The sequence below is a fragment of the Soehngenia sp. genome, from assembly GCF_055108775.1.
Window position 1 is genome coordinate 16,602 of the sequence record NZ_JBSQIL010000013.1, and the last position, 14,901, is coordinate 31,502.

Sequence of the window (14,901 nt, forward strand, 5' to 3'; positions counted from 1 at the left end):
GTATCCAACGCAATCAACATGGTTAAACTATTAAATAAAAATGGTACTATGAAAGTTAAAGATTTAGCAAGAGAATTAGAAGTAAGTGAGAGAATGATAAAAACATACAAGGAAGACTTAGAAAAAAGTGGGTTTTACATAGGGTCAAAACGTGGGCCAGATGGTGGATATTATTTAGAAATGCCACTAGAGCTATCTTTCATCGGTATAACAAAAGAAGAAATAGACTCTTTGAAGATGGTAAATGAACTTATAAAAAGTAAAGACTATCCACATGCCCCAATATTTGATAAACTTACTAAAAAAATATTAAACAATATCTCTGGGCACGAAGAAATAAACTTTTTCTCAAAAAATGTTGTAAGACCAAATTTAGTTAAAGAAAAAGAACTAAAATCATGGGAAATAATAAATACTGCCATCTCTAAACATAGGAAATTAAAGCTTAAGTACAAACCATTAGAAAAAAATGACGATTCTAAAAAAACAAGAATCGTACATCCTTATGGTGTATTTGAGTATGATTTAGCTGTATATTTTTTTGGATATTGTGAACTTAGAAAAGATATAAGGTATTTTAAATTAGCTAGAATAGAGAAGATAGATATCTTAGATGAAGAATTTCAAATTAATAAAAACATAGACATTAATAAAAGATTGAGCACATCTTTTGGGATAATTAATGATAAACCTTTTAAACTAAAAGTAGAAATAAAACATCCATTTAACCAACTTGTAAAAGAAAAAGGGTTTTCGAACGCACACAAGATCACTGAAATAGATGATGAAACTATATTATATGAATCTGAAATAATGGGCTATAAAGAAATAAAGTCTTGGATATTAAGTATGGGAAAATATGCTCATGTAATAGAACCTATCGAACTTAGAGAAGATATAAAAAAAGAGATAGAATATTTAAATAAAATATATAATTAAGACAATATATTGCCTCAATCTATGGTAAAATATTTACAAGATGATAAGAACGTGAAAAACTAAATTTTTAGGAGTGATAAAATGGATGTTGAACGGGCAATAGAGTTATCCTACAAAATGTATTATGGGAGAATGGAAGATGATGGAGTTCCGTTTATATCCCATCCTATAGAAATAGCTCTAAAGATGAAAACCAATGATGCGAAAATCGCAGCATTATTTCATGATGCATTGGAAGAAGGGAAATTGTCAATAGATGATTTGGTAAAAAATGGATTTTCAGAAAAAACTATTGAAATATGTAAAAATTTATATAAAAAAGAAGATGAGACATACTTGGAATATATAAGAAAAGTAAAAACTAATGAAGACGCACGAAAAATAAAAATAGAAGATATCAAATATAATATTAGGAAAGGGGAACAAATACTAGGGCATGAAAGGTACAAACTTTTTAAAAAAGCTTTTGAAGAGTTAATTAAGGATTAAGGGGTGTATAGATGGAACTAAAAATCGTATTTCAATCACAAAACAATATAGTATTACCAACCCATTATAATCATATTTTGCAAGGATTTATATATAACAATATAAATGATGAATTAGCTCAATTTCTACATGACAAAGGCTACATTCTTGAAAGCAGAAAATTTAAGTTATTTACATACTCTAACATATTAACAAAAGGGCAATTGCGAAACTCAAAATTATATTTTGGCAAAAAAGCTGAATGGGTTGTTAAATCACCTATAAAAGAATTTATAAATTCATTCGGCAATTACTTGCTTCAAAAGGATCAATTGATGCTCGGGAACAATACCATATCAGTAGAAAAAACTCAACTCAAAAAAGAAAAAGTAGATAACCAAGAACTAATCGTAAAGACACTTTCACCAATAGTAGCCTACTCAACTTTTCTAAAAGAAAATGGAAGTAAATATACTTGCTATTTTTCACCGAATGAAAACGATTTCCAAAGAATTATCAGAGATAATATAATAAAAAAATACGCAGCCTTTTATGGAGAATTGGAAGAAGATGTTGATTTTTCAATAAAAGCTATATCAAACACTAATTTAAACATAGTATACTATAAGGATTTTTTAATAAAGGGATATTCTGGCAAATTTAAACTTACCGGGGATAAAAGGTTGCTTGAATTAGCTCTTGATGCTGGAGTTGGAAGTAAAAACTCTCAAGGATTTGGATGTATACAACAAATATAGAAAGGAGGGGAGAAGAGATGAGATTTAGAGTTAAATTTAACCTAAGCAATGAAAGCATACCTAAAGATAAGAACAGGATGATACTATCATTCTTAAAAACCGCTTATAGTAAATATGACATGGATTATTACAAATCGCTATATGAAGAAAACCAACCAAAACGTAAAGGCTTCACTTTCAGTACTTATATGCCACAAGCTAAGTTCTTGCAAGATCAGATAATCATTCCTTCATGTTCTTTCGATTTAGAATTCTCTTCTTATGACAACTATGATTCTTTAATGTTTTATAATTCCATAATCGGTATTTTAAATAAAAATATAGACATTAAAGGAAATTCAATCACAGCTAAGAACATAATAAATGTAAAAGAAAAACCAATACTTAATGATTATGCTAAATTTAAAACACTCAGTCCTATTTCAATAAGAGAACACCATGGAGACAACAAAACAACATGGTATCATTTACTTGACACACAAAAAGGTAAAGACATATTTCTTCACAATATAAAAATCCAAGCATTAGACCAATTTGGCGATAAAGCAAAATATGATTTAGATGATTTAAGACTATCAGTTATAAAGGCTAAAGAAGTGAGAGTCAAGCACTATGATATAGTAATACCATCAAATTTGGCTATTATTGAAATTCAGGCAAAACCATACTTGTTAGATTATTTTTACAAAGCGGGTGTTTGCTCTCAACGATCATCGGGATTTGGAATGTTGGATTTAATATAAAAAGGAGGGAAAAAATGGAAGAAAAAATAACCCTTTACCTAGAAGATTGGCTTTATAACGCTGGAGTTGTAGGTGTTTATAATATACTAAAATATTCTGGCGAGAAAATAGTAAAAGCTAAGGATAGCATAAGCTTTGATAAAGAAGCATTAAATAATTTTGAAGATAAATTTTTTTCATATTTAATCTATAAATATGAAAAACTAATACCATTGGGGAAAATAGTTGAATTTCAAAATTTCATTGACTACTATAGACAAGATAATTTTGTTAATTTTGACAATAAAAGTATTGATATATTGAATGATCAAATAAATTATATAAAGAAGAATTTAAAAGGAAATAGCTATACTAAAATGTATCCTTTAATAGACTCTAGGAATAATCTATTAGAACTTGAAAAAGGGCTGACAAAAATAAATCCTAAAACAATATCAAAAGATGGATATAAGCAAATAGAAGATGCTTTTGAAAAAATTGAAATCATTATAGATGAGCTAAAGAAACCAAAAGCTAAAAGATATCTTGCTGCTAGAAATATTATTTACAACTATATAAATCGGTCTTGGAGTAATGTTTCATTCTTAAACAGGCAAGATAAAGTATTGGATCCATATATATCCTATAAGGAGCATTTTATAGATCCCGTATTAGAATATTTAGAAATAGATAAAACCAAATATTCGCATAAATGTTCAACTTGTGGAAATCAAATATCTAATCTAGATGAGAACTTAGCATTTATGAACAAAATCGGGTTTGATATCGGGAGGAAAACATCACATGTTTGGAACTTTTATTATGATTTAGGAATATGCCCGATATGTAAGTTAGTTTATTCTTGTGTGCCGGCTGGATTTGTATTTACAACTTATAAAGGAATATTTATTAATGCTAATAACAATATCGAAAACTTAATTACTATAAATAATAAAATAGAATTTGAGATACTTAAAAACAATACAAATTCTACTTATGGTGCATTCATAAAATCAATGAATGAAGCAATGGCAAAATCCACTATGTATGAGATGTCAGATGTTCAGGTAGTAAGGCTTGAAAATGATAATTACAGGTTTAGCTTATTGAATGCCAATGCTGCAACTGTGAAGAAACAAAAAGATTCAAAAACGCATTACAGGTTTAGCTTATTGAATGCTAATGTATTAAATGTTATTTATAGAAACAGAGATCAATTAGGTTATTTGTCTGGGAAATACTATCTAGAGAATGAAATTAGGTATTATTTACAAGAAGAAGTGACAAAGAACTTCTTAGACAATCAAAACTTATATCTTTTGATTCATAAACTTTTAACTTATAAACTGGGGAAAAACAATGCATATTATTCAAGTAGAGATATCGTAAACATAATAGAAATTAATTTTAATTATTTAAGGGGGTTAAGCTATATGGAGGATTGGAATAGTGAAATAGTTGATAAGGCAAAGGCTCAAGGCTACTATTTAAGAACTGAATACGAGACAAAATCTAATGAAAATAAAATTGCTGGTATATCCTACAGACTACTAAATTCTTTAAAAACTAACAACAAAAATAGTTTTATGGATACATTGTTGAATTGCTATTTGTATGTAGGAAAACAAGTTCCAAAAATCATTACAGAAATTTTGAAAGATGATGAAGCGTTTAGGACTATCGGATATGCATTCGTCAGTGGACTAATTTCTGGAAGCGATAGCAATAAAAATGAAAACAATAATAATTAAGGGGGATAAAGATGGAAAATAAATTAAAACCAAAAGGATTGTGTTTAACTATAATTTTTGAAGCAGAGAGTGCAAACTATGGAGAATCAATTGGAAATATTTCTGCACTAAAAAAATTATCTAGGGGGAAAGGAGACCAGTATACTTATATATCAAGACAAGCTTTAAGGTATAATATTGTTGAACAACTAGGAGAAGAATTGGCAGAAGTGGTAGCATCTGGAGGTGGGGATAAAAAAGCCATCCAATTTCATGAAAATGCAACAATAGATAAGTATCCCGAGATTGACTTTTTTGGGTATCTTAAAACTATGAAAGATACATCCGGTAAAAAACGTTCTGCAAAAGTTAGATTGACAAATGCTATTTCATTGGAGCCATTTAGAGGAGACTTAGACTATCTTACAAACAAAGGGTTGGCAGACAGAATAGGATCAAATATGAATATTGCTCAAGCTGAAATTCATCGATCATTTTATAGATATACTATTGCTGCAGATTTAGATCAAATTGGAATTGACGAAGTAGATAATATATATATTGATAATAAGGAAAAAGCACGAAGAGTGAAAAAACTATTGACGACTGTTGAATTTCTTTATAGAGATATCAGAGGAAGAAGAGAAGATTTGAAACCTTTGTTTGTAATTGGCGGAGTTTACGACATTAAAAATCCTATATTTTCCAATGTAGTCACTGTAAGAGATTCAGAAATACCAATAGAACCAATTAACAGTGTTATGAATGATGCAATCAAAAAAGATACTCTTTGTGGTATAGTCAAAGATTTATTTAAGAATGAAAATCAAATCGTAAATGAACTAGGAGCAACTACAACAGCAGAATTTTTTGACATCATTAGAAATAAGGTAGATGAGTATTATGAAAGCTGTTAGAATTGTCCTCGAACAAGAAACAGCTAACTATAAAAAACCTACTAGCTTTCAATTAAAAGAAAGTTATCCATTACCACCCCCATCAACTGTAATTGGCATGGTACACAATATATGTGGGTTCGAGGAGTATGTGCCAATGGATGTAAGCATCCAAGGCTCTTACTTCTCAAGGCATCTCGACTTGTTTACTCGATATGAATTTAAAAATGGAATGACATTTGAACAAGGGAGACATCAATTAAAAGTAGACAAATATGGCGTGGTTGAAGGACCAGGCTATACTGAATTATTAGTTGACATAAAATTAATGATTCATATCATACCTAAAGATGAATCATATTTAAACATAATTTATGAGTCGTTTTTGAATCCAAGGGAATATATATCTTTGGGAAGACGTGAGGATCTAGTTTATTTAAAAGAAATAAAAATGGTTGATGTGAACCGAAAAAAACTAGATAAAGATATTGAACTTGATCCTGATATAAAGGCTTATATTAAATGTTCCGACTTTGAGGATAACGGTATTATACTTGATGGAGGAGTTCATGGAGTCTCGTATAGGGGAACTAAATATAAATTAAATAAGAACTACCAACTTCAAAATGTAAAAAATAAGATGATAAGAAACTGGGACAAAGTAGATGTAGTATATACTTCACATATTAGTATTGTAGAAAACTCAAATGCATTATTGGATGAAGATGGTAACCCTATTTTTGCTTTGTAAGGAGAAAAAAATGGAATTTTTAGCAAAATCAAATCCACAAGAAACAATCCAAGAACACACAGATAATTTAATAAGCAACTATAATATTTTAAAGTCAACATATCCTGATCTAGAGATAGATTGGGATATGTTGTATATAGCATGTTTATATCATGACTTAGGGAAGATAAATCCTAAATTTCAAGAAAAAATAGGGAATAAAAATATTAAGTCGAATCTAAAAAAAATAGATGAAGTTCCTCATTCTTTTTTAAGTATCTCATTTTTAGAACCTGACATTTTAATTGAAAAAGGATTAACTGAAATTGACATAAAGGTGCTAGCCACAGCTATTGCTTATCATCATGAAAGAGAATACGAATATAATAAACAAGAATATGAATATCAATTAGAAGAAATTCAGAAAATAATCCATGAGTTTGATTATGAGAAATTAGACAATATTAAAGTAAGTAAATTATCTAAAAAATATTTTAATTATGATTATATATATAAGAGAAACGATAAAGGTATGTTTTACAAATATGTATTGATCAAAGGGCTACTAAATCGAATAGATTATTCTGCAAGTGCACATCTTGACGTAGAATATAAGAATGATTTTTTAATCAATTCTTTGGAAAGCATGATGAATAAATGGAGAAACCAGACAAATGCTGAGTGGAATGATCTGCAAAAATATATGTATAAACATAGCAACGAAGACGTTATAGTCGTAGCTCAAACTGGAATGGGAAAAACTGAAGCTGGCTTATTATGGATAGGGGATAATAAAGGATTTTTTACATTGCCATTGAAGGCAGCGATTAATTCTATTTATAAAAGGATTAAGGATAATATAGTTCTAGAAAATTTGGAAAAAAGAGTAGGCTTATTGCATTCTGACACTTATACTGAATACTTAAAACTAGACGATGATTTGATTGATTTTGAAGAATATTTTAGTAAGACTAAACAATTATGCATGCCATTAACTATATGTACTTTAGACCAATTGTTTGACTTTGTATATAGATACAGAGGATTTGAACTCAAATTAGCAACATTATCATATTCAAAAGTAATTATTGATGAAGTTCAAATGTATTCTTCAGATCTAATAGCCTATCTAATCATTGGATTAAAATATATTCAAGAAGTAGGCGGTAAATTTGCAATTATGACTGCAACATTACCAAGTTTCCTACCAGAAATATTACGACAAGAGGAAATAAGTTTCACAATGCCAGAAAAGGTTTTTATCGATGAAACATTCAATAGACATAGTATAAGGGTTATCGAAGATAATTTGAAGGCTGAGTTCATTTTCAATATGTATAACAATAATAAAGTGCTTGTAATAGTAAATACCGTAAAAAAGGCTCAAGAAATATACGATGAATTAGAACCGGCTGTAGACAAAGTTGATTTGATTCACAGTGCTTTTATAAAAAAGGATAGAAAAGATAAAGAGGAAGCAATACTTAAAATAGGTGATGTTAAATCAGATGAGTGCGGAATATGGATATCAACTCAAGTTGTAGAGGCGTCTTTAGACATTGACTTTGATTTGTTAATAACAGAATTATCAGATTTAAATGGACTTTTCCAGAGAATGGGAAGGTGTTACCGTAAAAGAACTCTAGAAGATGATAAATATAATTGTTATATTTTCGTCGGAGAATCTAAATCAACTCCAAGTGGTATTGGCCATGTGATAGATAAAGAAATTTTTAATTTGTCTAGAGAAGAGATAATCAAGTACGATGGGATTATATCTGAAAAAGATAAAATAGACATGATAAACTCAGTTTATTGCATTGACAATATAAGAAAAACTAATTATTTTAACAAGATAATCGAGATTATGGATTACGTTAACAATATTGAAGATTATGAAAAAAGCAAGAATGAAGTAAAACATATATTTAGAAACATACTTAGGTATCAAGTAATTCCACAAATAATATATGAAGAACACAAAGATTTAATTATTGAATCATTAAATATATTGAATATGAAAATTGATAACAACTTAAGCACATCTGAAAAGGCAAAATTAAAAAAACAAAGGAATATTGCTAGAAATAGGATATTAGATTTAACAGTGAATATTAATCATAACACTTATGTTAAACATAAAAATTACATCAAAGAAGAGGTAAAGCTATCTAAACATGATATTATTCCAGTGTTTCCATGTCAGTATTCTAAAGATAAAGGAGTTGTAATGACAAAATTTGATGAATAAAGAAGAGATATTCAAGATAATTTTATTATACAAGGAAGTGATATTATATCAGCGATAACTGGATTAGAAGTATATTATTTTATAGTTTGCAAAAGAAAGCTCTGGTATTATGCACACAATTTAAATATGGAACACAATAGTGAATTGGTAGAAATAGGGGGCCTAATAAATGACGAGTCCTACAACAGAGAGAAAAAGGATATATTAATTGACGAAAACATAAAAGTTGATTTTATAAAGGATTGGAAAGTAGTTCATGAAGTAAAAAAATCAAGGAAGATTGAAGAAGCTTCAATTATGCAATTAAAATATTATATGTACGTTTTAAAAAATAAAGGAATGGATATTGAAAAAGGAGTATTAGACTATCCTTTAATTAAAAAAAGGAAAGAGATTTATCTTGATGAAGAAGATTGTATAATATTAGAAGAGACATTAAGGGAAATAGAAAAAGTTAAAGATCTTAAAATACCACCAGAACCAATAAATAGTCCAATTTGCAAGTCTTGTGCATATTATGAATTATGCTATATATAATTTAGGAGTATGAAATATGGGAGAAAAATTTTATATTTTTAAAAACGGAGTTTTGTCTAGGAAAGATAACAATATAAGAATGACAACTAAAGAGGGAGACATTAAGGATATTAAATCTGAAGTGGTTGATGAGATATTTTTATTTGGAGAAATAGACTTAAACACAAAATTATTGAATTTTTTATCTCAGAAAGGAATAATTCTCCATATTTTCAACTATTATGGATTCTATAGTGGAAGTTATTATCCTAAAGAAACCAATGTAAGTGGATATTTAGTAGTAAATCAAGTAAGGCACTATATTGACGAAACATTGAGATTATCAATAGCTAAAGAAATTTTAAAAACTGCTAGTTCAAACATTTATCGTAATCTGAGATATTATAATTCTAGAGGATCTGAATTAGATGAATTTTTAATTGAAATTGATAGTTTGAGCAAAAAATTAGATTTTGCAACTAGCATAAATCAGATAATGGGTATAGAGGGAAATATCAGGAAAAAATATTATTCTGCATGGAACATTATTATTAATCAAGACATAGAATTTACAAAGAGAACTAAGAGACCTCCAGATAATATGATAAACAGCCTGATTTCATTTGCAAATTCACTAATATATACTACAACTTTAAGTGAAATATATAAAACTCAATTGAACCCTACTATTAGCTATTTACATGAACCTGGAGAGAAAAGATTCTCCTTAAGTTTAGACATATCAGAAATATTCAAACCATTAATAGCTGATAGAATGATTTTTTCTCTATTAAATAAAAATAAAATAACTATAGATGATTTTGAAGAAGAATCGAATTTCACATATTTGAAAGAAAATAGTAGAAAAAAAATTATAGAAGATTATGATGGTAGATTAGAAAGAACAATATTTCATAAGGAATTAAATAGAGATGTTTCTTATAGATATTTAATTAGGCTTGAATGTTATAAAATAATTAAACACATAATTGGTGAAAAAGAATATTCTGGTTTTAAAATTTGGTGGTGATTTTATTTACGTAATATTGGTATATGATATTGTGGCAGATGAAGAAGGAGCAAAAGTAACAAGAAATATTCATAAAATCTCTAAAAGATATTTATATCAGGTTCAAAAATCAGTATTTGAGGGGAATCTATCAGAACTAAACTTTCAAAAATTAAAACACGAACTTGATAAATATATCCGAAAGGATAGAGATTCACTAATCATATTTATAAGTAGAGATGAAAAATGGTTAAATAAGCAGTTTTGGGGAGTAGAAGATGATAACACAAATAACATATTTTAAATATTTGTCGATATATAATAGTGTACTATTATATGGTGTTCGACAGAAATACAATAATTTAAAAATCAAGCTTTTAAAAATTATATTACTTTACTTTATACTTGATTTAATATTTCAATCTAATAGACTGAATAGTATATTAGACGCAGCTTATTAAGTCTATTCCATGAAGACGTCTTCAAATAGAACTATACTAGAATGTAAATGTGAATGACCAAACTTGATTACCGTCAGGACTTATCCTTCAAATAGAACTATACTAGAATGTAAATCTACGATATGCAAGACCTGCTAAAAGTAATGGGTTTCTTCAAATAGAACTATACTAGAATGTAAATAGTAGTTTCATTGTCTTCTCTAGTAGTTTCATTGGACTTCAAATAGAACTATACTAGAATGTAAATACATTTTAAGGGTTCGTTAGAGAATAAGAATTTCATCTTCAAATAGAACTATACTAGAATGTAAATCTTGATAATTTCTTATAATGTTTAACTACATCTCCCCTTCAAATAGAACTATACTAGAATGTAAATTTATTTTTTTTTGAAGATTTATTAAATATATAAATGCTTCAAATAGAACTATACTAGAATGTAAATAAAATCTGATGATAAAAAAGACGCTACTGAAATGACTTCAAATAGAACTATACTAGAATGTAAATTGGTGGAAGTGTATGAATTACTTATTTAGAAAGGGTCTTCAAATAGAACTATACTAGAATGTAAATGAGTTTGCTGCATCTTCAAATGCTTTCGCAATTATACTTCAAATAGAACTATACTAGAATGTAAATTCATAATAGACTTACCACTACCACAAGGGCTTACTACTTCAAATAGAACTATACTAGAATGTAAATGGCTGATGCTCATATTGATAATGACATTAACACTGAACTTCAAATAGAACTATACTAGAATGTAAATACGCAGTAGAAGCTATAAACAAAGAAATAAATGCCTTCAAATAGAACTATACTAGAATGTAAATTTTCTCTTTTGCATGATTGCTGTATCTATTGTAGAGCTTCAAATAGAACTATACTAGAATGTAAATTCATCAAATTTGAGGCGTTTTGGGCGTCAATGTTGCTTCAAATAGAACTATACTAGAATGTAAATTTAGCAGTAGACTCTAGAATGACTATTGCATCAGCCTTCAAATAGAACTATACTAGAATGTAAATGCTAATTTACTAACATCTAGCTATCTTCAATAAACTTCAAATAGAACTATACTAGAATGTAAATGTAGAATTTGACTTAATTGCAATATGTTGCGACTTCCTTCAAATAGAACTATACTAGAATGTAAATCTGCTCGTAACGGTACTTTGGTTGAAGTTGTTGAAGCTTCAAATAGAACTATACTAGAATGTAAATTTCCCAAGCCTCCTTAGCCCAAGCGCTAGGAGTATCTTCAAATAGAACTATACTAGAATGTAAATAAATAATCTTTGAACCAATAATATATACAGCATATACTTCAAATAGAACTATACTAGAATGTAAATACGTCTATAGATTTTAATAGAATAGAGGGGAATATACTTCAAATAGAACTATACTAGAATGTAAATAAAAGAGTGTGGTTTAGTAGGTTGATTCTCGAAATATCTTCAAATAGAACTATACTAGAATGTAAATCGTCAATAAGCGTTGCAGTAGCTTTGATGTAATAGTCTTCAAATAGAACTATACTAGAATGTAAATTGGATATTTTGGGTTAATCTTGATGGCGTTCTATTCCTTCAAATAGAACTATACTAGAATGTAAATCAATGTAGTCGCTTATGAAAGCCAGCTAGGCGAATGCTTCAAATAGAACTATACTAGAATGTAAATACAACAGAAAAGGCATGGTTCGATTCCTCCGACTTCTTCAAATAGAACTATACTAGAATGTAAATAAAGATTAAAAAAAGGAGGTAATAAAATGGCAAATACTTCAAATAGAACTATACTAGAATGTAAATCAACTTATTTGCGGTGATGAAGCGGTAATAATAGACTTCAAATAGAACTATACTAGAATGTAAATCAACTTATTTGCGGTGATGAAGCGGTAATAATAGACTTCAAATAGAACTATACTAGAATGTAAATATTTAATTATAAAAAACGAGAGCAATAAAATACATCTTCAAATAGAACTATACTAGAATGTAAATTTCTTAATTTTACTTTCTTGTATGCTCTTTGATATGCTTCAAATAGAACTATACTAGAATGTAAATTGTAACAAGACGTAGAACAACAGAAACAAGAGATAGCTTCAAATAGAACTATACTAGAATGTAAATTACACTCTTCATAAGGAAGATTGTATGCAATAGATCTTCAAATAGAACTATACTAGAATGTAAATTCGGGATAATGAAAAAACTTAACATTAATTGCCCTTCCTTCAAATAGAACTATACTAGAATGTAAATTCATTTTACTTGCAAATGACAGTTCAATCTGATTTCTTCAAATAGAACTATACTAGAATGTAAATCAATATTCAATTTTTTTAAGTAAATCAGCAGGTACCTTCAAATAGAACTATACTAGAATGTAAATAGCCGATGATTCTGGAGATTTAGATGCTAATTTAGACTTCAAATAGAACTATACTAGAATGTAAATATCACGAAAATAAGATTTAAAATATTCAAAGTAATTCTTCAAATAGAACTATACTAGAATGTAAATGTGCAATATAAGCACTAGTCTATGGGAAAAAAGGAGACTTCAAATAGAACTATACTAGAATGTAAATCGCTAATTTACTAGCTTTAGCTATCTTCAATAATAACTTCAAATAGAACTATACTAGAATGTAAATTTGTATCACCACCTTTTTTAAAAAAGTTAATAATTTCTTCAAATAGAACTATACTAGAATGTAAATGTAAGATAAACAATGAAATAATAAAATTAGATCTTCTTCAAATAGAACTATACTAGAATGTAAATATGTTTTCTATGATACTTATTGACTCGTTGAAAATCCTTCAAATAGAACTATACTAGAATGTAAATAGAAGAAGCAGAAAAGGCAATGCTACAAAAGAAAACTTCAAATAGAACTATACTAGAATGTAAATACTAGATGGCGGGAAACTGACCAACTGGATGGCGGAACTTCAAATAGAACTATACTAGAATGTAAATCTTATCATCAAGGATGTTAAAAAAGACTTAGGTTTTACTTCAAATAGAACTATACTAGAATGTAAATTTTATAGAACTTGTTGTTTACTTTATCTTTTATTGTCTTCAAATAGAACTATACTAGAATGTAAATCTAACATTAAATATTGATATAAGTGGTGCATTATTTACTTCAAATAGAACTATACTAGAATGTAAATAAGTTTAAGTCTAAAAAAAGAAGCAAACTAAGTGTAATTGTCAAGTGAAAATTCCCCTAAATTTTAATTGAAATTTCCCCTAGGGGAACAAAAAATTATTGCTCTTGAAGCCATTGTTTTGTTTCTTTTAATCTGTATGAATTGCCATTCATATTAACAATATATGATTTATGAGTTAGTCTATCAATCATAGCTACGGTCATAACTGGGTCTTTAAAAATTTCATCCCATCTTTCAAATGATAAATTTGTAGTAATAATTGTAGATTTTCTACCTGCCCTTAAAGAAAGATGAGTGAATAGTAGCTCAGAAGCTTCCTTATCAAATGATATGTACCCTAATTCATCTGCAATAATTAAATCGTACTTTTCAAAGTTGTTTTCAAAGGCTCTTAATGTTCTTTGTGATCTACATTCTTTTAACTCATTAACCAGAAGGGGTATTGTTGTAAACAATACCTTATATCCGGCATTACAAGCTTTTATTCCAAGACCTATTGAAATATGGGTTTTTCCAGTACCAGGGTTACCTGCTAAAATTATATTTTGGCCTGTTTTGATAAACTCTAACGATGAAAACATCTTAATTTTTGTGCGAGCATCTTCTGGCAGATCTTCTATTACTAAATCTTCAATATATTTTTTATACGGAAACTTTGCTGCTCTAATTCTGCTTTTTTTACCATTTTCTTTTCTTAAATCGTATTCTCTTTCTAATATTTCTCTTAAAAAATCTTCGAATGTATTACCTTCTAAATTTGCTTCTTTGATTTCATCTTCTACATTACCCATCGTGTATGGTAATTTTAGCTCTTTAGAAAGAAACTTTATTCTTTCAATGTTTTCTTTGTTTTCTTTAATACTCATATTATTGTAACCTCCCTATCAAAGGCTACAGATGAGCTGTTTAATATACTTGCATATTGAGTTAATATTAATTTTGATTGAACTTCTATCTCTGTAGTCTCTTTGTTTTTATTCTTAGTCGTCTGTTTAAAATCCTTATTCCTATTGCATAACATTTTGATTTTTTCTGTATTAATATTTAAAGGGCTTATTTTTTCTAATTCAGAAATTATTGTTTCTATTTTTTCTAACCCGTTTTCTGAAATTAATGGCGAATTGTATAATTAAATGAAACACAACTAAAAAAACAACGCTCATGAGAGCTTCTCTGTTATAATGTTATCAATGACAATAAACAGAAACGGAGAA

The 14,901-nt window shown here is 28.2% G+C and carries 12 protein-coding genes and 1 CRISPR repeat array; of the genes, 11 read left to right on the forward strand and 1 reads right to left on the reverse strand.

The features are described 5' to 3' along the window. Window positions 1-18: 18 nt before the first annotated feature. The 11 genes from ACTB1H_RS03180 (at window position 19) to cas2 (ending at window position 10,323) form a co-directional block, all read left to right on the forward strand. Complete coding sequence (locus tag ACTB1H_RS03180) at window positions 19-939, forward strand: helix-turn-helix transcriptional regulator (protein WP_463261386.1); 921 nt, start codon at window positions 19-21, stop codon at window positions 937-939. An 81-nt stretch (window positions 940-1,020) separates the two neighbouring features. Further along, entirely contained in the window at window positions 1,021-1,428 is a 408-nt protein-coding gene (locus ACTB1H_RS03185) for a hypothetical protein (RefSeq protein WP_276458623.1), read from the forward strand. Between the two features lie 11 nt (window positions 1,429-1,439). Continuing rightward, complete coding sequence (gene cas6, locus ACTB1H_RS03190; protein WP_463261387.1) at window positions 1,440-2,165, forward strand: CRISPR-associated endoribonuclease Cas6; 726 nt, start codon at window positions 1,440-1,442, stop codon at window positions 2,163-2,165. 17 nt (window positions 2,166-2,182) lie between these two features. Then, complete coding sequence (cas6, locus tag ACTB1H_RS03195) at window positions 2,183-2,908, forward strand: CRISPR-associated endoribonuclease Cas6 (protein WP_463261388.1); 726 nt, start codon at window positions 2,183-2,185, stop codon at window positions 2,906-2,908. 14 nt (window positions 2,909-2,922) lie between these two features. Further along, window positions 2,923-4,638, forward strand: a complete 1,716-nt coding sequence (gene cas8a1 / locus ACTB1H_RS03200) for a type I-B CRISPR-associated protein Cas8b1/Cst1 (protein ID WP_463261389.1) — start codon at window positions 2,923-2,925, stop codon at window positions 4,636-4,638. Between the two features lie 11 nt (window positions 4,639-4,649). Further along, a complete protein-coding gene (gene cas7i / locus ACTB1H_RS03205) occupies window positions 4,650-5,534 on the forward strand; it encodes a type I-B CRISPR-associated protein Cas7/Cst2/DevR (protein ID WP_463261390.1) in 885 nt (294 codons plus the stop codon). Beyond that, entirely contained in the window at window positions 5,512-6,264 is a 753-nt protein-coding gene (gene cas5b, locus ACTB1H_RS03210; RefSeq protein ID WP_463261391.1) for a type I-B CRISPR-associated protein Cas5b, read from the forward strand. Before cas7i ends, cas5b begins: the two co-directional genes overlap by 23 nt. Window positions 6,265-6,274: 10 nt before the next feature. Further along, complete coding sequence (cas3, locus tag ACTB1H_RS03215) at window positions 6,275-8,494, forward strand: CRISPR-associated helicase Cas3' (protein WP_463261392.1); 2,220 nt, start codon at window positions 6,275-6,277, stop codon at window positions 8,492-8,494. A gap of 54 nt (window positions 8,495-8,548) precedes the next feature. Next, window positions 8,549-9,031 (forward strand): CRISPR-associated protein Cas4, encoded by a 483-nt coding sequence (gene cas4 / locus ACTB1H_RS03220; protein WP_463261396.1) that lies wholly within the window; start codon window positions 8,549-8,551, stop codon window positions 9,029-9,031. Between the two features lie 16 nt (window positions 9,032-9,047). Next, window positions 9,048-10,040, forward strand: coding sequence for a type I-B CRISPR-associated endonuclease Cas1b (cas1b, locus tag ACTB1H_RS03225; RefSeq protein WP_463261393.1), 993 nt, complete (start codon window positions 9,048-9,050; stop codon window positions 10,038-10,040). After that, window positions 10,003-10,323 (forward strand): CRISPR-associated endonuclease Cas2, encoded by a 321-nt coding sequence (cas2, locus tag ACTB1H_RS03230; protein WP_463261394.1) that lies wholly within the window; start codon window positions 10,003-10,005, stop codon window positions 10,321-10,323. Before cas1b ends, cas2 begins: the two co-directional genes overlap by 38 nt. A gap of 176 nt (window positions 10,324-10,499) precedes the next feature. Next, a CRISPR array of direct repeats spans window positions 10,500-13,687; the repeat unit is 30 nt; unit sequence CTTCAAATAGAACTATACTAGAATGTAAAT. 95 nt (window positions 13,688-13,782) lie between these two features. Here the strand turns inward: cas2 and istB are convergent. Further along, window positions 13,783-14,553 (reverse strand): IS21-like element helper ATPase IstB, encoded by a 771-nt coding sequence (gene istB / locus ACTB1H_RS03235; RefSeq protein ID WP_463261395.1) that lies wholly within the window; start codon window positions 14,551-14,553, stop codon window positions 13,783-13,785. Window positions 14,554-14,901 lie beyond the last annotated feature (348 nt).